This is a genomic window from Neorhizobium fuzhouense (assembly GCF_042611105.1).
GTDB lineage: Bacteria > Pseudomonadota > Alphaproteobacteria > Rhizobiales > Rhizobiaceae > Neorhizobium > Neorhizobium galegae_A.
In genome coordinates this window covers 13,013-30,979 of the sequence record NZ_JBHFFP010000015.1, presented here as the reverse complement: position 1 = coordinate 30,979, position 17,967 = coordinate 13,013, and the positions used below count along the sequence as shown (strand labels likewise).

General features: G+C 61.9%; 20 protein-coding genes. 6 read left to right on the top strand and 14 right to left on the bottom strand.

Annotation, left to right across the window (positions count from 1 at the left end; genetic code table 11):
• Positions 1–12: 12 nt before the first annotated feature.
• Positions 13–297 carry a GIY-YIG nuclease family protein gene (locus ACEXP3_RS21960; RefSeq protein ID WP_377299360.1) on the top strand — a complete coding sequence of 95 codons (285 nt, stop codon included), beginning with the start codon at positions 13–15 and terminating at the stop codon, positions 295–297.
• Positions 298–375: 78 nt separating this feature from the next.
• Here the strand turns inward: ACEXP3_RS21960 and ACEXP3_RS21955 are convergent, their stop codons facing one another.
• From ACEXP3_RS21955 to ACEXP3_RS21930, 6 genes are all read right to left on the bottom strand, one after another.
• Entirely contained in the window at positions 376–1,194 is an 819-nt protein-coding gene (locus ACEXP3_RS21955) for an alpha/beta fold hydrolase (protein WP_377299358.1), read from the bottom strand.
• A gap of 757 nt (positions 1,195–1,951) precedes the next feature.
• Positions 1,952–2,764, bottom strand: coding sequence for an SDR family oxidoreductase (locus ACEXP3_RS21950; protein WP_377299356.1), 813 nt, complete (start codon positions 2,762–2,764; stop codon positions 1,952–1,954).
• 107 nt (positions 2,765–2,871) lie between these two features.
• The gene (ftsZ, locus tag ACEXP3_RS21945) at positions 2,872–3,837 is read right to left on the bottom strand and encodes a cell division protein FtsZ (protein WP_210102743.1); all 966 of its coding nucleotides are present in this window, start codon (positions 3,835–3,837) and stop codon (positions 2,872–2,874) included.
• Between the two features lie 334 nt (positions 3,838–4,171).
• Positions 4,172–4,813 (bottom strand): outer membrane protein, encoded by a 642-nt coding sequence (locus tag ACEXP3_RS21940; protein ID WP_377299353.1) that lies wholly within the window; start codon positions 4,811–4,813, stop codon positions 4,172–4,174.
• A 224-nt stretch (positions 4,814–5,037) separates the two neighbouring features.
• Positions 5,038–5,379, bottom strand: coding sequence for a c-type cytochrome (locus ACEXP3_RS21935; RefSeq protein WP_377299351.1), 342 nt, complete (start codon positions 5,377–5,379; stop codon positions 5,038–5,040).
• Positions 5,380–5,471: 92 nt separating this feature from the next.
• Positions 5,472–5,828: a hypothetical protein gene (locus ACEXP3_RS21930; RefSeq protein WP_377299350.1), complete on the bottom strand. Its 357-nt coding sequence runs from the start codon at positions 5,826–5,828 to the stop codon at positions 5,472–5,474.
• Positions 5,829–6,235: 407 nt separating this feature from the next.
• Here ACEXP3_RS21930 and ACEXP3_RS21925 point away from each other — a divergent pair, with 407 nt between their 5' ends.
• Positions 6,236–6,556: a DUF1883 domain-containing protein gene (locus tag ACEXP3_RS21925; protein ID WP_377299348.1), complete on the top strand. Its 321-nt coding sequence runs from the start codon at positions 6,236–6,238 to the stop codon at positions 6,554–6,556.
• A 19-nt stretch (positions 6,557–6,575) separates the two neighbouring features.
• On the opposite strand, the gene ACEXP3_RS21920 is transcribed toward ACEXP3_RS21925, so the two are convergent.
• Positions 6,576–7,892 carry a replication-associated recombination protein A gene (locus tag ACEXP3_RS21920; protein WP_377299346.1) on the bottom strand — a complete coding sequence of 439 codons (1,317 nt, stop codon included), beginning with the start codon at positions 7,890–7,892 and terminating at the stop codon, positions 6,576–6,578.
• On the bottom strand, positions 7,889–9,289 hold the full coding sequence (locus tag ACEXP3_RS21915) for a DegQ family serine endoprotease (RefSeq protein WP_210102747.1): 1,401 nt from the start codon (positions 9,287–9,289) through the stop codon (positions 7,889–7,891). The genes ACEXP3_RS21920 and ACEXP3_RS21915 overlap by 4 nt, the downstream gene beginning before the upstream one ends.
• A 285-nt stretch (positions 9,290–9,574) precedes the next feature.
• Here ACEXP3_RS21915 and ACEXP3_RS21910 point away from each other — a divergent pair, with 285 nt between their 5' ends.
• The gene (locus ACEXP3_RS21910; RefSeq protein WP_377299344.1) at positions 9,575–9,946 is read left to right on the top strand and encodes a lysozyme inhibitor LprI family protein; all 372 of its coding nucleotides are present in this window, start codon (positions 9,575–9,577) and stop codon (positions 9,944–9,946) included.
• Positions 9,947–9,966: 20 nt separating this feature from the next.
• Here ACEXP3_RS21910 and ACEXP3_RS21905 read toward each other — a convergent pair whose 3' ends face one another.
• Both ACEXP3_RS21905 and ACEXP3_RS21900 read right to left on the bottom strand, forming a co-directional pair.
• The gene (locus tag ACEXP3_RS21905; protein ID WP_210102748.1) at positions 9,967–10,419 is read right to left on the bottom strand and encodes a DMT family transporter; all 453 of its coding nucleotides are present in this window, start codon (positions 10,417–10,419) and stop codon (positions 9,967–9,969) included.
• Positions 10,416–10,850, bottom strand: a complete 435-nt coding sequence (locus ACEXP3_RS21900) for a DMT family transporter (RefSeq protein WP_377299341.1) — start codon at positions 10,848–10,850, stop codon at positions 10,416–10,418. Before ACEXP3_RS21900 ends, ACEXP3_RS21905 begins: the two co-directional genes overlap by 4 nt.
• Before the next feature lie 91 nt (positions 10,851–10,941).
• On the opposite strand from ACEXP3_RS21900, the gene ACEXP3_RS21895 reads away from it, so the two are divergent.
• Positions 10,942–11,892 (top strand): LysR family transcriptional regulator, encoded by a 951-nt coding sequence (locus ACEXP3_RS21895; RefSeq protein WP_377299339.1) that lies wholly within the window; start codon positions 10,942–10,944, stop codon positions 11,890–11,892.
• 70 nt (positions 11,893–11,962) lie between these two features.
• Here ACEXP3_RS21895 and ilvD read toward each other — a convergent pair whose 3' ends face one another.
• Complete coding sequence (gene ilvD / locus ACEXP3_RS21890; protein ID WP_377299337.1) at positions 11,963–13,798, bottom strand: dihydroxy-acid dehydratase; 1,836 nt, start codon at positions 13,796–13,798, stop codon at positions 11,963–11,965.
• Between the two features lie 258 nt (positions 13,799–14,056).
• Between ilvD and msrP the strand changes: the two genes are divergently transcribed.
• Together msrP and msrQ are read left to right on the top strand one after the other, a co-directional pair.
• Positions 14,057–15,004 (top strand): protein-methionine-sulfoxide reductase catalytic subunit MsrP, encoded by a 948-nt coding sequence (gene msrP, locus ACEXP3_RS21885; protein WP_210102752.1) that lies wholly within the window; start codon positions 14,057–14,059, stop codon positions 15,002–15,004.
• 2 nt (positions 15,005–15,006) lie between these two features.
• Entirely contained in the window at positions 15,007–15,645 is a 639-nt protein-coding gene (gene msrQ, locus ACEXP3_RS21880) for a protein-methionine-sulfoxide reductase heme-binding subunit MsrQ (protein WP_377299335.1), read from the top strand.
• 95 nt (positions 15,646–15,740) lie between these two features.
• Here the strand turns inward: msrQ and rplQ are convergent, their stop codons facing one another.
• The 3 genes from rplQ to rpsK all read right to left on the bottom strand — a co-directional run bounded on the left by rplQ (position 15,741) and on the right by rpsK (position 17,847).
• Entirely contained in the window at positions 15,741–16,166 is a 426-nt protein-coding gene (gene rplQ / locus ACEXP3_RS21875; RefSeq protein ID WP_137131939.1) for a 50S ribosomal protein L17, read from the bottom strand.
• 101 nt (positions 16,167–16,267) lie between these two features.
• Positions 16,268–17,278: a DNA-directed RNA polymerase subunit alpha gene (locus ACEXP3_RS21870; protein ID WP_210102755.1), complete on the bottom strand. Its 1,011-nt coding sequence runs from the start codon at positions 17,276–17,278 to the stop codon at positions 16,268–16,270.
• Between the two features lie 179 nt (positions 17,279–17,457).
• Positions 17,458–17,847: a 30S ribosomal protein S11 gene (rpsK, locus tag ACEXP3_RS21865; RefSeq protein WP_015915761.1), complete on the bottom strand. Its 390-nt coding sequence runs from the start codon at positions 17,845–17,847 to the stop codon at positions 17,458–17,460.
• Positions 17,848–17,967 lie beyond the last annotated feature (120 nt).

Here is a 17,967-nt window from a genome sequence, read left to right as displayed (position 1 = left end):
CATGCTACACGCATGACGGGTTATGTCTACATCATCACCAATCAGAGAAACGGGACGCTCTATATCGGCGTGACGTCCGACATCGCGCGGCGGATCTGGGAGCATCGCGAAGGACTCAACGATGGATTTGCCACCAAATACGGTTGCCGCATGCTGGTCTGGTACGAGGAGCATGACAGGATCGAGACGGCTATCCAGCGCGAAAAATCACTGAAGCGCTGGTACCGGAAATGGAAAATCCAGCTGATCGAAAGCATGAATCCGGACTGGCGCGACCTCTACCCTGAACTCTGGTAGGAGCCTTCCAACGAAGGCAGGTTCATTGGAAAAGACGCAAAGGGTGTGCGATCAAGCGACACCACCGTCGGAGCTGCATCAAACCAGGACATCCGTCAGAAATTTCGAAAGAAGCTGGTTCAACTCGCCAGCGCGCTCACGGTGCACGCCATGACCGGCACCGGCTATGCGGATCGGCTTGCCGCTCCGGATATTGGCGTAAGCAATGGTATCAATGTAATCGAGATTGATGACCGGATCATCTTCGCCGTTGATGATGGCGAGCGGGACGGGTGAGGTTTCGGCGAGGTGGCGCTGGTTGCAACCTTCGCCGGCCACTGCGGCTTCAACCATATACTGCCGTGCCAGCCCATCCGTACGACGCACAGCAGCCAGAAAAAAGCCATCCTCTGCCGCAGCTTCTCCCAGCGCCATGCCGACGACCATTTTTATCTGGTCATCAGACACATCAGCGCTCCCCGTATACGCCATCTCCGGGCTCGGCTTGAAGCCGGCTCCGAGACCCGCGAGCGAATTCTCGATCGGTGGCGTCCCGAACAGGAACGCACCCCGGATTGGCAGGCTTGATCCGAGCATCTCAAGCACGACATGTCCTCCAAGGGAGTGCCCGACGCCGACAAACTCTAGCACGCCGAGCCCCTGAAGGAGCTCCTCGACAGCGCTGGCGTAACCCGGAATGCTGTAACTGCGCCGCGGCTCGATCGCATTGGAGGAGGCGCCATGGCCCAACAGGTCGATGGCCAGCACGCGGTATCGATCCTTCAGTGCATCGATCTGTGGTGCAAAACTTTCCTTGCACAGAGAATTGGCATGAACCATTACCACAGGCATCCCATCGCCTCCGGTGTCGCTATAGGCAAGGCGGCCGTGGCTTGTCTCCAAATCAGAACCGTGCATCGGGAAAGCCTCTTGTTTGCTATCTGCGGTCAATGCTGCAGCACAGCAGGCGAGGCACAGACAGTCAAGCGGGGGCAGAAAATCGAAATTTCGTCCGCTCAAAAATCGGGTTCAAGGGGCTGGCCAAAGGCCGACTGTCCCCGATCGTGATGTCATTGATCGAGAATTTGAACGCCCCGCGGAAGACCGTGGTGATGGGGAGTCAACAAGCTGGATCCACGGGTCAAGCCCGAGGATGACGACCAAGTGGGGCCAACGCCCCATATTTCGTATCGACAAGAGCCGGGCGACGTTATCCTTGCGCTTGACTCGAGGATCCATTGCCCCGCCTGCTGCCCGCAAGACCGCGCAATGTCCCCATCATAACCGATCAATTAAACAGGGCACGCCCTGATGTTACCACCTGCCTTTGAGCCTGTTCGCCCCCCTCTGCCCTGCCGGGCATCTCCCCCACAGGTGGGGAGATCACCGTGCCGCAGCGTCGCCGTTCCCATTGCAGGTGGGCGGCAACTACCTCGACGCAAAATTTGTCTCCAGATTGACAGGCGGCCAGCCTCGTTGGCCCAGGGAGGGCGATTTGCATGGCGGATCGCGCTCCCTGTACCTTCATGGCTGGGCGAACCGGTGCCGTTCTGCCGATCTCCCCACCTGTGGGGGAGATGCCCGGCAGGGCAGAGGGGGCGCGCTTGCGCATCGGGGCAGATGCTTGGGTTTGGGCGCAAAGGCACCATCCAGCGGAAGCCCCCGCAAAACAGCCCTACCCCTCCAGCCACCCCGCCGGCACCGGGGCGTCGTCGTAACCACCGTAAACAGACTGATCGAAGGGAATGACCGCGCCCGTCATCATGCCGCTCTCGTCAGACGCCATCCAGAGCACCGTGCGGGCCACTTCCTTGGGATCAAGGATTCGGCCGAAGGGTTTTTCGGCGGCCTTGCGGTCGATGAAGTCGGGGTCGCCGGTTTCCGACAGGATGAGCTTGCGCTCGTGGTCGGAATTCATCCAGCCGATATCCAGCTGGTTGACGTGGATGCGGTGGCGCATCAGCGAGAAGGCGGCGTTGCGCGTCAGCGTCGCCAGCGCCCCCTTCGACGCCGAATAGGGGGTAAGGAACGGCTGGCCGGCCAGGCTCGACATCGAGCCGATATTGACGATCCGCCCCTCGATGCCGTCGCGGATCATGAGCTTCACCGCATCCTGCATCAGAAAGAAGGGGGCGCGAGTATTGACCGCAAACATGCGGTCGAACAACTCCGGCGTGGTGGTGAGAAGATTGCCACGGTCGGTGAGGCCAGCGGCATTCACCAAGATATCGAGGCGGGAAAATTCCCGGTCTGCAGCGGCGATCACGGTGCGCACCGCATCGATATCGGCAAGGTCTGCAGCGACCATTTTGACCGGCACGCCCGTATCGGCCGCAATGCGCTCTGCCACCGCCTCGCCCTTTCGAGCGTCGCGACTGACAAGCACAAGGCCGGCCGCCCCCGCTTGCGCAAACTGCGTGGCAATGGCGGCACCCAGACCCTGCGTGCCGCCCGTGATAACCGCGATCCTGCCTTCAATCCGGCTCATGGCCGCTCCTCCCCTTCCTCTGTCGCCACTCCGGCAGGCCGTTCAATCTGCCGGATCTCTTTGCGGACGGGCGCCTCCCCGCGCCCGCTCCGCTTACCCTAAAAAACTCAGGCCTTGCCTTCCAGCCCGGTTGCCACCACCGAAACGCGGAAGCGGCCATCGAGATTGCGGTCGAAAATGGCGCCGACGACGATGTCGGCTTCGTCCTGCACCTCGTCGCGAATGCGGCTTGCGGCCTCGTCCACCTCAAACAGCGTCATGTCGGAGCCTCCGGAGATGGAGATGAGCACGCCCCGCGCGCCATGCACCGAGATATCGTCCAGGAGCGGATTGGCGATGGCGGCTTCCGCAGCCTTCATCGCCCGGCCCGTGCCTTCCGCCTCGCCGGTGCCCATCATCGCCCGGCCCATGCCGCGCATGACGGATTTCACGTCGGCGAAGTCGAGGTTGATGAGACCCTCCTTGACGATGAGATCGGTGATGCAGCCAACACCGGCAAACAGCACGCGGTCGGCGGTCATGAAAGCATCGGCAAAGGTGGTCTTGGCGTCGGCAATGCGGAACAGGTTCTGGTTCGGAATGACGATGACCGTGTCGGCCGCCAGCCGCAGGGCCTCGATGCCGGCCTCCGCCGTCCTCAGGCGCCGGTTGCCCTCGAAGGAAAACGGCTTGGTGACGACGCCGACCGTCAGGATGCCGGCGGCCCGCGCGGCAGCGGCAATCACCGGTGCGGCCCCCGTGCCGGTGCCGCCGCCCATGCCGGCGGTGACGAAGCACATGTGCGAACCGGCCAGATGATCCATGATCTCGTCGATGGATTCTTCAGCGGCCGCCCGTCCGACCTCGGGCAGCGAGCCGGCACCGAGGCCTTCCGTCACATGCGCGCCAAGCTGAATGCGGCGCGAGGCCTTGGAGGTGGCCAGCACCTGCGCATCGGTGTTGGCGGCGATGAATTCGACGCCTTCGAGATCTTCGGCGATCATGTTGTTGATCGCGTTGCCGCCGCCGCCGCCCACTCCGATGACGGTGATGTGGGGCCGCAATCCGGTAATGCCGCTCCTGGCATTGCTCATGGTATTCTCCTTTTATGCAGAGCCTGCAGCCCGGCGATCGCGCCGTCATGCAGCCTGTCGGATGCAAACGGACGCTTCAATTCTGTGATGAGACGCATCGTGCTTCCGGTAACCGATCCCGATGAGGGGCCGATGCTTACGGGCCGACGGCGAATCGGGGGCACATTAGCATGGCCAAGGCGGCAAAGCCGGGGCGAAGACGCGCTGAAGAGAGAGATGTTTTGACAGGCCGTCTCCCGGCTATCGCCACCCGCATAAAGATGCCTGCCCCAACGAAAAATGGCTTCCCCGGACCTGGGGAAGCCATGACTTTTACGCCTCTTCGGCGTGTAGACTAGAACTTGTAGTTGATGCCCGCCTTGACCGAATGATCGTGCAGGTCGCGCTCGGAGGGCGCACCATTGTCGAAGCTGCGGACGTTCGGCGTGCCGGTGTAGTTGTATTCCACCTTGGCCGAAATGTTGGACGTCAGCTTCTGCTCGACGCCGGCGCCGATGATATAGCCGGGCTTCCAGCCATCCGGGCCGGACACGTTGCCGTTGTCGCGGAAACTGGTCATGGCAAGGCCGGCCGTGCCATAGATCAGCGTCTGGTCGAGCGGCATGCCGACCTTGCCCTTGGCGGCCAGGCGATGACGCTCCTTGAGCTCGCCGCCGTTGACGCGCACTTCCGTGTCGCCCATGTAGGAGGCTTCGACTTCACCGCCGACGACGGCGCGGCCGACCGTGGTGTTGTAGCCTGCCTGCACGCCGGCTGCGACGCCGTTGTTGCTGGAGAACGGGTTCAGTTTCGGCATCCCAACGCCGGCATGCGCACCGACATAGGCGCCATCCCAGCCGGACGAGACCGACGGTTCGCTATAGACCGGCGGCTCCGAATAGGGCGCGGCAAGATCGGCAGCGCAAGTGGCCGAGGCAAAGGCAACAGTGGCGGAAAGGGTGGCGAAAAGCGCCACGGCATAAGGCTTCGAGGTCATGATACTACTCCATACACAGCCTGCATGTGGCGAATGCGCAGGCGATACATTCGGCTGTCACCACGGGATCCTCTAAACGGCCAAGCCCCATACCGAGCGCCGATCCCGCACCAAAGATACCTTTCATTCGCATCAATTCATAAACATTCCATTAACCGAGCCTGGGCCGGCGCACCCGTCTGTGGCAGTCTGACACAAGACCTTTCGAAATGCCTTCGCAGGCGTCAGGGATTTTCCTTAAGATAGGCAATCACATCGTCGATCTGCGACTGAAACCAGAAGCCGTAAAAGCGCATTTTCGTGCCGGGAATTTTTTTCGACGGGCTTGCGAGAAATTCGCCAAGTGCGGCCTCGTCCCACACCAAGCCGGCCGCCCCCGCCTCTCGAAGCGCCGGTGAATAGGCATAGCCCGCCACGCTTGCGGCCCGCCGCCCGACCACGCCCTTCAGGTTCGGACCAAAGCCGTTGCTGTCGCTGTCCACCACATGACAGGACGCGCATTGCTGGAAGGTGCGACGCCCCTTCTGCGCATCGGCGGCATCGGCCGGCGCAGTGGTGAAAGCCAACAAAGCAAAGAGCAGCGCCTGTCGCACACGCGCTCGCCGAGGAAATTTTCCCCCTGCGTGGTTTCGTTCGAAAAGAAAAAACGCTCTTCCTGTCACGTTACCCTGCCGCCCCCCATTCGCCCTGTCTCACGATGGCGGCGCAACGCACGACTGCCGGCCATGACGCGCCCGAGAAACAGTAGGCCCGAAAGCAAGGTTGGCAAGAGAAGAGAGGCATAGGTATCGCTCCACATGTCCGACCACCGCAGCGGGTTGCCGTCGGCGAGATCATCGAAGAGATCGAGCACTTCGTTTGTCATCTGGAGGGCAGCGACCAGAAGCAGGCTGAACGCGATACGGCGCGAGACGAGCAGACACATGAGAAACGTGCCGAGCGCCACCAAGACATGGAGGCTCTCAGGTCCAAGACGGGTCACGTCGAGCACTATCTGCTTCATCTCGCCATACATGACATCGTCCCCGCACGCGCTGGAACGCGTCCTACCATCGATCATCGACCCGAGGCCAGACCTTGCTGTCTCCGGAAAAAGGATCGGGCTTTCACAGATTGAATCAACGCCTTGCCGGATCGATTCATCCAAGCACCGTAAGGTGCTGATAGAACGTCGCTTTTTGACTGGTTTCAGCCAAAGAAAAGGCCTTGTCCGGCAGGGGAAACGGGACAAGGCCTGAAACAGACTGGAGATAAAAGTCTTGTTCTTGTCGGGCCGTGGTGGATCACAGCCGGGTCACCGCATCTGGGAGGTCTGCAGCGACCATCTTGTTCGCTCTGTTAACGGATTTCTCGCATTCTGGTTCCACCAAGCATTAACTTCCTCCCCCTACCGTCTCTCCCTCACAGAGCATGGAGACAAGGATGGCGGCCCCTTCTTTTCGCTTCACCCATTTCGACCTGAAGGCACAGCGCGCCGGCACGATCATCGAGGTGACGCTGTCGGCCGTCAACAATGTGCGGCTGATGTCGGCGGTCAATTACCAGCGCTTTACGGAAAAGCTGGATTTCAAATTCATCGGCGGCGTGGCGAAGAAATCGCCCATCCGGCTGGTCATTCCCGAAGGCGGCCACTGGCATCTGGTGGTGGATGGCGAAGGCCATCATGGCCTGGCCGATTCAGCGGTGAGGATGGTGAGCGCCCCGTCCGCCGGCACCGCTCCGCCGGCGCGCAAACAGGCCTGATGGCCCGTAGCGATAGATTTCAGGCCCCGCCCCTCTCCCGGCGCAGCTTTGCCCACCAGTCCAGGCGCTTGCGGATCTCGCGCTCGAACCCGCGCTCCGGCGGGTCGTAAAACACCTGCCGGCCAAGCTTGTCGGGGAAATAGTCCTGTCCCGAAAACGCATCCGGCTCGTCGTGGTCGTAACGGTAGCCGTCGCCATAGCCCTCGCCCTTCATCAGCTTGGTCGGGGCGTTCAGAATGCGCTTTGGCGGCAGAAGCGAGCCGTTTTCCTTGGCCGTGCGCATCGCCGCCTTGAAGGCGACGTAGACGGCGTTGGATTTGGGCGCGGTGGCGAGATAGACGCAGGCCTGAGCGAGCGCCAGTTCCCCCTCCGGCGAGCCCAGATAATCATAGGCATCCTTGGCGGCATTGCAGATGACCAGCGCCTGCGGATCGGCAAGGCCGATATCCTCGACCGCCATGCGCACCAGCCGGCGGCCGATATAGAGCGGATCCTCTCCGGCATCGAACATGCGTGCGAGATAATAGAGCGCCGCATCGGGGTCGGAGCCACGCACCGATTTGTGCAGCGCAGAGATGAGATTGTAATGGCCGTCCTGCGCCTTGTCATAGACCGGCGCGCGGCGCTGGACGATGCGCGACAGGCCCTCTGTGTCGAACCGCTCGCCCTCGCGGGCCGCCCGCCACACCTCTTCGGCAAGCGTCAGCACGGCACGGCCATCGCCATCGGCCATACGGACAAGGGCAGCACGCGCCTCCTCATCGAGGGGAAGCGGCTTGCCCTCCACCGTCTCGGCGCGCGACAGAAGTTCGGCGAGGCTTTCTTCGTCATGGGCACGAAAGGTCAGCACCCGCGCCCGCGACAGGAGAGCGGCGTTCAGCTCGAAACTCGGGTTTTCGGTGGTTGCGCCGACAAGGATGACGGTCCCGTCTTCCATCACGGGCAGAAAACTGTCCTGCTGGGCACGGTTGAAGCGGTGGATCTCGTCCACGAAGAGCAGGGTCTGGCGCCCATCCATCCGGCGAAGCCGCGCGGCCTCGAACACCTTCTTCAGATCCGCCACGCCCGAAAAGATCGCCGAAATCTGTTCGAAGGCAAGCCCCGCCTCGCCGGACAGGAGCCGTGCCACCGTGGTCTTTCCCGTGCCCGGCGGCCCCCAGAAGATCATCGAGCCCAGCGAGCCCGAGGCGATCATGCGGCGAAGAACGCCGTCCTCGCCCGTCAGGTGCGGCTGGCCCGTCACCTCGGCAAGCGAAGTCGGGCGCAGGCGATCGGCAAGCGGTCGCTTCGATGCGACCGCCTCCGGCAGGCTTTTGCGGAACAGATCCTCGCTCATCGGAAGAATTGACGAATGCGCTGTCCGTCGCGCTCGATCTCGACGCGCCACAGCGACGGATTGCTAGCCGCGAGCGTCTGCAGCACCTTGGTGGACGACACCGCATCTCCGTTCAGCGATACGACGATATCGCCGGCCTGGAATCCCAGCCGGGCCGCCGGCGAACCACGCACCACCTCGGAGACGACGACGCCAGTCTTGTCGGTGGGAAGGCGCAGCTCGGTTGCAAGCTTCGGCGACAGATTGGCGACGCGCAGGCCCGCAAACGGGTTGCGTCCCTCGATCAGTCGTTCATCGCGCGGCACCGTTTCCGGCGCGGTGCCCAGCACCATCGTCAACTGGCGTTCGCCACCGTTTTGCGACACGGTCAGATGCACCGGCTTGCCAAGACCGGCCGTCGTCAGGCGATACCAGAGCGCATCCGGATGCTCGACGGCAATGCCGTTGGCCGCGGTAATCACTTCGCCGGGCTTCAGCCCCGCCTTGTCGGCCGGTCCGCCTTCGGTGACGCTCACCACGATGGCGCCGCGCGCGGTCTTGAGACCCAGCGCCTCGGCAACTTCCGATGTCACCGGCTGGAAGGTCGCCCCGACATAGGGCTTTTCAAAGCTTGTCTTGCCCTCCTCGGCTGCGGCCACGAAGACTTTGACGAGATTGGCCGGAATGGCAAAGCCGATACCGTTCGAGCCACCGCCGCGCGAAAAGATCGCCGTATTGATGCCGATCAGTTCGCCCCTCATGTTCATGAGCGCACCGCCGGAATTGCCGGGATTGATCGAGGCATCGGTCTGGATGAAGAAGCCGACATCACCGCTCGAGACCTGGTTGCGGGCCAGCGCCGAGACAATGCCGCTGGTCACCGTCTGCCCGACGCCGAAGGGATTGCCGATGGCGAGCACCAGGTCGCCGACCTCGACCGCATCCGAATTGCCGATGGCAAGAACCGGGAACTCTTCCTTGGCCTTGATCTTCAGGACGGCAAGATCGATGTTTTCGTCCTTCAGCAGTACCTCGCAGGGAAACTCGCGGCCATCCGGCAGCGCGATCTTGATGTCGTCGGCTCCCTGGATGACGTGGTTGTTGGTCACCACGAGGCCGTTGTGCGAGACGATGACGCCAGAGCCCAGCGACGACTGCTTTTCCGAACGGTTCGGCATGCGCTGGCCGAAAAACTGCTCGAAGAAGGGGTCGCCGGCAAACGGGTTCTGTCGCTGCACGACGCGCTCGGCATAGACGTTCACCACGGCGCCCGATGTCTGCTTGACCAGTGGCGCAAAGGACAATTGCATCTCCGGGCGGCTCTGCGGCACGGTCTTGTCCTGCGCAAAACCCTGCGACGGCAGGATCAGCGACAGCGCCAGAAGGCAGAGGGAGATGCTTTTCGGCATGCTCAGCATGTGATTCCTCACTTTGACGGGTAGGATGATTTCTATCTGTAAACGCTAGAAATGAAAGGTGGCCGAAAATGGGGATGCAAGGACGGCGAATGCTGCCCGCGCATTAAACTATGTTCATGTGATGAAGACATAGATCCAGACGTTGAAAAGGCGAGCCTTCTCCCTCATTGCCCGGCGCAGCAGCCCCTTTGTCGCAGCACGCGCGCACCACCGAAGCCGGAATGCTCGGCTTTCGGTGGGAACCATTTGGCCCGCGCTTCGTAGTGGGGGTTCATGGAGACCAAAATGATGAAGACGAACCGCCTTGCCCACACCCTTGCCGCCGGCGCCGCTGCGCTCATGGGCTTTGCCGCCCTTCCCGCCGCCCCGGCGTTTGCCGCAAGCTTTGATTGCCAGAAGGCCGATCTTTCGGGCGGCGAGAAGGTGATCTGCGAGGACCGGTCGCTGAACGATCTCGATGTGAAGATGGCAACCACCTTCGACATCCTGACTTCGCTCATGGCGATGGGTAACCGAGACCAGTTGAAGGAAACGCAACTGGCCTGGCTGAAGAAGCGTCAGGAGTGCGGGGCCGACGCGGCCTGCATTCGCGCGGCCTATGAGGAGCGCATGACGCAGCTGAACGAGGCGACAAAGACGCTGATCCGCCCGCTCTGACGGACGGATCTGCGGGCTCGTCAGGCCTTGCGGCTGTTGCCGATATAGATGAGCGCAAGCGCCCCGGCGAGAAGCGCGATTGCCAGATACCGTCCGCCGTCGAGCGGAATGACGGCATTGCCGAACCAGCCGAAGTGATCGATCAGCAGGCTCATCGCCAGCTGGCCGGTGATGACGGCAACGGTTGCCGCTGCAATCCCGACGCGCGGCACGGCCACTACGTTGACGAGAATATAGACCACGCCGAACAGGGCACCGATCAGCTGCCATTTCGGTGCCGTGAACAGCGTCTGCGCGTGGGCCGGCTCGAAGAAGAAGAATAGCAGGAAGGAAATGGCGGCGCCCAGCACGAATGTGAGCCAGGCCGTTTCCATCACGCCCGCCGCACGGCCGAGACGCCCGTTAATGGAGGATTGCGCCGCAAGCGAAATACCGCCGGCCAGCGCCAGAAGAGTGACAAGCACGAAGATCATCGGTTGAGAATCCCAAGAGCCAGAACAATGAGCAGGAGTGCACCGAGGCGATAACGGTCCATGGCGCGGCGCGGCGTGCCGAAGAAACCGAAATGGTCGATCGCGAGACTTGCCGCGACCTGGCCGCACAGAATGCCGACCATGGTGGTTCCGACGCCGATGACCGGCGTCGCAAGCGTCAGCACGATGACATAGACCGGGCCGAGAACGCCGCCGACCAGAAGCCAGCGCGGTTGGGCAAACAGGCCCGGCAGGCTGCGCTTCGGCGCAAAGACAAGCGCCACCGACATCAGGAGGCCGCCGACCAGGAAGATCGACAGGGTTGCCGCCATATGCCCCACCTCCTCGCCGAGGGGACCGAGCAGCCCCGCCTCGACGGACAGCCCCATGCCGGAAGCGACGACCAGCAGAAGAATGACAATGTGCCCCATACGGCGGCTCTCCCTTCTTGTTGAAGGAAACGGAGGTAGGCTAGTGTCCGAAAAACAACAATGATGCCTCAGAGCAAATGAAGTTTGTCCCATGAGCAATGATCTGACGCTTCTGTCGCTGCGGCTGTTCGTCGATCTCGCAGCGACCGCCAGTTTCAGCGCGACAGCGCGACGCCACAGCCTGCCACCCTCCTCCGTCTCCCGCCATATCAGCGGCCTGGAAGAGCTGCTCGGCCAGCGCCTGCTGTTTCGCAACACACGCGCGGTGACGTTGACGGATGCGGGATCGGCCTATTTGCGCGAGGTGCGAGAGGCCTTGTCGCAGATCGACCTTGCGAGCGAACAGGCCCGCGGGGCAGCCGGCGAGGCACGCGGCCTCCTGCGCATCAATGCGCCCGTTGCGTTCGGGCGCCGCCATATCGCGCCGCTGCTTTCCGCCTATCAGGGCCTGCACCCGCGGGTGGAGGTGGACCTCACGCTTTCCGATACCTTCATCGATCCGGTGGCCGAGGGCGCCGACATCACCATCCGCATCGGGCAGATGAAGGATTCAAGCCTCAGCGGGCGCAAGCTGACGCCGCAGCGCTACGTCGTCTGCGCCTCTCCCGCGTATCTCGCGCAACACGGCGCGCCGCAGGGGCCGGACGCACTCACCGACCACAATTGCCTGCTCTACAAGGGCATCAACGGCGCGCAGAGATGGTATTTTCGAACGGCAGCAGGTGGTGGAGAATTGCGCCCCCATCTCGTGCGCGGCAATCTCACCAGCAACAATGCCGATAGCCTTGTGGAGGCCGCCCTCCAGCACCAGGGGCTCGTGCTGTTTCCCACCTGGCTCTTGCATGAGCATCTGGCAAGCGGCAGGCTGGTGCCGGTGATGGCCGATGTCGAGGCGGCCGTCGATACCAGCATTCACGACATTCACCTGATCTATCCGGAAAACCGCCTGCGCTCCTTCAAGGTGCTGTCCTTCCGCGATTATCTGCTTGGCCGGATCGGGACGCCGCCCTACTGGGATCACCCGGTAGCGCCCGCGCCGTAAGGGCCCACAAACTGAAAGGGCCTGCCGAATTGCGCCGGCAGGCCTTTTCGTCATGGCTCCGGTTCAGCCCTTATTCCGGCAGGATGCGCACGGCGCCCTTGTCGGCGCTGGAGGCGAAGGCGGCATAGGCCTTGAGTGCCGTCGTGACATTGCGCTTGCGCGGCGCGGCCGGCTTCCAGCCGAGCTTGTCCTGTTCGGCACGGCGGCTCGCCAGTTCGCTGTCCTGAACCAGAAGGTTGATCGTGCGGTTGGGAATATCGATCTCGATCATGTCGCCTTCGCGCACGAGACCGATCGCACCGCCATTGGCCGCTTCCGGCGAGGCATGGCCGATGGAAAGGCCGGATGTGCCACCGGAAAAGCGTCCATCGGTGATCAGCGCGCAGGCCTTGCCGAGCCCCTTCGACTTCAGATAGCTCGTCGGATAGAGCATTTCCTGCATGCCGGGGCCGCCCTTCGGGCCTTCGTAACGGATGACGACGACATCGCCGGCCTTCACCTCATTGTTGAGGATGGCCTTCACCGATGCATCCTGGCTCTCGAAGACGCGCGCCGGACCGGTGAATTTCAGGATCGATTCGTCAACGCCCGCCGTCTTCACGATGCAGCCGTCGAGCGCGATATTGCCGTAGAGCACCGCGAGACCGCCATCCTTGGAAAACGGCTTTTCGACCGAGCGGATGACACCCGTTTCGCCATCGGTATCCAGCTCGTCCCAGCGCGAGGACTGCGAGAAGGCAACCTGCGTCGGCACGCCGCCGGGGGCTGCCTTGAAGAAGGTGCGCACGCTTTCCGAATTGGTGCGGGTAATATCCCAGCGGTTGATGGCATCGCCAAGCGTTGCCTCATGCACTGTCTTGCAATTGGTATTGATGAGGCCGCCGCGTTCCAGTTCGCCCAGAATGCGCATGATGCCGCCGGCCCGGTGGACGTCTTCCATGTGGACGTCCTGCTTGGCCGGCGCCACCTTGGAGAGGCACGGAACCCGGCGCGACAGGCGGTCGATATCGTCCATGGTGAAATCGACGCCGCCCTCATAGGCCGCCGCCAGGATATGCAGAACCGTATTGGTCGATCCGCCCATGGCGATATCGAGCGTCATGGCGTTTTCAAACGCTTCCTTGGAGGCGATGGTGCGCGGCAGGACGCTGTCGTCCTCCTGCTCGTAGTAGCGGCGGGCGAGATCGACGATCAGGTGGCCGGCTTCGACGAACAGGCGCTTGCGGTCGGAATGGGTGGCAAGCGTCGAACCGTTGCCGGGCAGCGACAGGCCGAGCGCTTCGGTGAGGCAGTTCATGGAATTGGCGGTGAACATGCCCGAGCACGAGCCGCAGGTGGGACAGGCCGAGCGTTCGATTGCCTGCACATCCGCGTCGGAATATTTTTCGTCGGCCGCCGCCACCATGGCATCAACAAGGTCGAGCGCGACGGTCTTGCCATGCATGACCACCTTGCCGGCCTCCATCGGACCGCCGGACACGAAGACGGCCGGAATGTTGAGGCGCATGGCGGCATTTAGCATGCCGGGCGTGATCTTGTCGCAGTTGGAGATGCAGACCATGGCATCGGCGCAATGCGCATTGACCATATATTCGACGCTGTCTGCGATGATCTCGCGCGACGGCAGCGAATAGAGCATGCCGTCATGGCCCATGGCGATGCCGTCGTCGACGGCAATCGTGTTGAATTCCTTGGCAACGCCGCCGGCCGCCTCGATCTCGCGCGCCACCAGCTGACCGAGATCCTTGAGGTGCACATGGCCCGGCACGAACTGCGTGAAGGAATTGACCACGGCAATGATCGGCTTGCCGAAATCGCTGTCCTTCATGCCCGTGGCGCGCCAGAGACCGCGGGCGCCCGCCATGTTGCGGCCATGGGTCGTCGTTCTCGAACGGTATGCAGGCATGGTATTATCCTCAGGTCTTGAACGTGGGAGGGGCATGACCGCTGCTTTGCTGGCCATAATGCCCTGCTTTTGGGCTTTTCCTAGCGGAAACGGCCTGCTGTGTCACTATCACGACAGGCCAAAGCGGTACGCCTCGCCCCGTCTTCAGCATCACGAGAACGTGGCTGCCGCACTTTCTACACCCTCTGTGAAACCGGCTTCCTTGCCGTTACGTATAGAGATGATCATAAACACCCGCCGCTCTGCAGGAGACTGTCCATGCCGGCCTATCGTCCGCCCCGCATCCCCGCTTCCGAGATCACGCCGCAGTCGCTCTATCTGTCGCGGCGCGGCTTTATCGCCGGCGCTGCCGCCGGCATGGCGCTCACCGGTGCTAGCGGTGCTCTCGCAGCCCCCATCGCCACGACGCCGAGCACCTACAAGGTGAACGACAAGCTGACGCCGAAAAAGGACGTCACCACCTACAACAATTTCTACGAGTTCGGCGTCAACAAGGCCGATCCGGCCCAGAATTCCGGCGACTTCAAGCCGACCCCCTGGGCGATTACCGTCGGCGGCATGGTGGCAAAACCGCAGGTGATCGACATGGAAAAGATCATGGCGGAAATCCCGATGGAAGAGCGCGTCTACCGTATGCGCTGCGTCGAGGCCTGGTCCATGGTCATCCCCTGGGTCGGCTTTCCGATCTCCGCCATTCTCGACCGGGTCGAGCCGCTCGGCAGCGCCAAATATGTCGCCTTCGAAACCGTCGTGCGCCCCGAGCAGATGCCCGGCCAGCGCGGCTTCTTCCAGGCCCTGCCCTGGCCCTATGTCGAAGGCCTGCGGCTGGACGAGGCCCGCCATCCGCTGGCAATCCTCGCCACCGGCGTTTATGGCGAAACCCTGCCCAACCAGAACGGCGCGCCGATCCGCCTCGTCACCCCTTGGAAATATGGCTTCAAGGGCATCAAGTCGATCGTCAAGATCACGCTGACCGACAAGCAACCGCCGTCGACCTGGAATATTTCCGCGCCGAACGAATACGGCTTTTATGCCAATGTGAACCCGAAGGTCGACCATCCCCGCTGGAGCCAGGCAACCGAACGGCGCATCGGCGAAGGCAGCGGCCTGTTTGGCGGCCGCACCGTCGACACACTTCCCTTCAACGGTTACGGCGACGAGGTGGCCAGCCTCTATGCCGGCATGGACCTGAAGAAGTTCTACTGACCATGGCAAGCCTTGCCCTGCCCGCGCGCTATCGATCCAGTTCCGTCTGGGTGCTGTATGCACTCGGACTGCTGCCTGGCCTCTATGCCTTTTATCAGGGCGTGTTTGGCGACCTCGGGTCCGACCCGGTGCGCACATTCGAACATCTGCTTGGGCTGTGGGCTCTGCGCTTTCTCTGCCTCGGCCTCGCCGTCACGCCGATCCGCGATCTTTTCGGTGTCAACCTGATCGCCTATCGGCGGGCGCTGGGGCTCATCGCCTTCTACTATGTGCTGGCGCATTTTGCCGTCTACCTGACGCTTGACCGGGCGCTCGTCTTTTCCTCGATCCTCGGCGATCTTCTGAAGCGGCCCTATATCATGCTCGGCATGGCGGGACTTGTGATGCTGACGCCGCTCGCGCTCACCTCCAACCGCTGGTCGATCAGAAAACTTGGCAGCCGCTGGAACACGCTGCACAAACTCGCCTATCCCATCCTGCTCGTTGCCATTCTGCATTTCGTGCTGTCACGCAAGAGCCTGACGCTGGAGCCGGCCTTCTATATCGCCGTGGTGACGGTTCTCTTGGGCTACCGCCTGGTGCGGCCAAAGCTGATGGAGCGCAAGAGGGCAAGAAAGGCCGCCGCCTTTCAGCGTAACTGAGACTTCGCCTCAATCTCTTTGAGGATAAACGCAAAAGGCCGGGTGATCGCTCACCCGGCCTTTTTTCCGTGTCTGCCCCTTGTCAGGGCAAAACCTTATGCGGCTTCGGCAGCTTCTGCTTCAGCGGCAACGCGAGCCTTGTCGGCAGCGCCCTTGGCGTTCACATCGCGTTCAACGAACTCGATGACGGCCATGGCAGCGTTGTCGCCCTGGCGGAAGCCAGCCTTCATGATACGCAGGTAACCGCCGTTGCGGGTTGCGTAGCGCGAAGCGATGGCATCGAACAGCTTCTTCACAGCGTCCTGATCCTGGATCTGCGAAATGGCCTGACGGCGAGCGTGCAGGTCGCCGCGCTTGCCGAGCGTGACCAGCTTTTCGACGATCGGACGGATTTCCTTGGCCTTCGGAAGCGTCGTTACGATCTGCTCATGGGTGATGAGCGAAGCCGCCATGTTGGCAAACATTGCCTTGCGATGGCTGGCGGTACGGTTGAGCTTGCGGCCGGCTTTCTGGTGGCGCATCTCTGGTCTCCTTTACTTGCAGGCATCCGCCTGCAGTTTAAACATGCTTTCCAATTCGCGAAGCGGGCCACCTTGCGGGCCCGCCCGGAACGGTTGGGCGGTTAATACTGATCTTCGTAGCGCTTGGCGAGATCTTCGATGTTTTCCGGCGGCCAGGCAGGAACTTCCATACCCAGATGCAGGCCCATGGAAGCGAGCACTTCCTTGATCTCGTTCAGCGACTTGCGACCGAAGTTCGGCGTGCGCAGCATTTCCGCCTCGGTCTTCTGGATGAGGTCGCCGATGTAGACGATGTTGTCGTTCTTCAGGCAGTTGGCCGAACGGACAGAGAGTTCCAGTTCGTCGACCTTCTTGAGGAGAGCCGGGTTGAACGCCAGTTCAGTGACCGATTCTTCTTCTGCTTCCTTCTGCGGCTCGTCGAAGTTGACGAAGACCGACAGCTGGTCCTGAAGAATGCGAGCGGCAAACGCCACGGCATCCTCGCCCGTGACCGAACCATCGGTTTCGATGGTCATGGTCAGCTTGTCATAGTCGAGAACCTGGCCTTCGCGGGTGTTTTCCACCTTGTAGGACACTTTCTTGACCGGGGAGTAGAGGCTGTCGACCGGAATGAGGCCGATCGGCGCATCTTCGGCACGGTTGCGATCGGCAGGCACATAGCCCTTGCCGTTGTTCACCGTGAATTCCATGCGGATTTCCGCACCCTCGTCGAGCGTGCAGATGACATGGTTCGGATTGAGGATCTCGATGTCACCAACCGTCTGGATATCGCCGGCAAGCACCGCACCCGGGCCCTGCTTGCGCACGACCATCCGCTTTGCATCGTCGCCATCCATCTTGATGGCGATTTCCTTGATGTTGAGCACGATGTCCGTCACATCTTCCCGCACGCCGGGGATGGAGGAGAATTCGTGCAGAACGCCGTCGATCTGCACAGCAGTGACGGCGGCACCACGCAGCGACGACAAGAGAACGCGGCGCAGCGCGTTGCCGAGCGTCAGACCAAAACCGCGTTCCAGCGGCTCCGCGACGAGCGTGGCCTTGGTGCGACCGGACGAGGTGAACTCCACCTTGTTCGGCTTGATCAGTTCCTGCCAGTTCTTCTGGATCATGATTAAAACCTTCCGTTCGCTGCCACTATCCAATCGTGGCAACCGAGCATGAGAAGCGCCAAGGAGAAACACTCTTCTTGGGCGTTACGGCAAAGCCGCCATACCCCGATTGACGAAGTAAGGCGGCATCACACGAATTCGAACCGAGGCCGCCGCCAAGAGCAGCCTCCGAAGGCGAATTAGACGCGGCGCTTCTTGCGCGGACGGCAACCATTGTGCGGGATCGGCGTCACGTCACGGATGGAGGTGATCATGAAACCCGCAGCCTGGAGGGCGCGCAGAGCCGATTCACGACCGGAACCCGGGCCGCAGACTTCGACTTCGAGAGACTTCATGCCGTGTTCCTGAGCCTTCTTGGCGCAGTCTTCAGCAGCGATCTGGGCAGCAAACGGCGTCGACTTGCGCGAACCCTTGAAACCCTTGGCACCAGCAGACGACCAGGCAATCGCATTGCCCTGCGCATCGGTGATGGTGATCATGGTGTTGTTGAACGTCGAGTTGACGTGTGCAACGCCCGACGAAATGTTCTTACGTTCGCGACGGCGGACGCGTGTGGCTTCCTTGGCCATGGTCTTCCTTTCGTTGATATCGTCACCGCCGTAGCACCAGCGGCTCCACCTTTTCAGGCAACAGAAACGAGGCAGTAGCCAATAGCTTTCCCTGCTACCGCCTACTGCCTATCGGCTCAT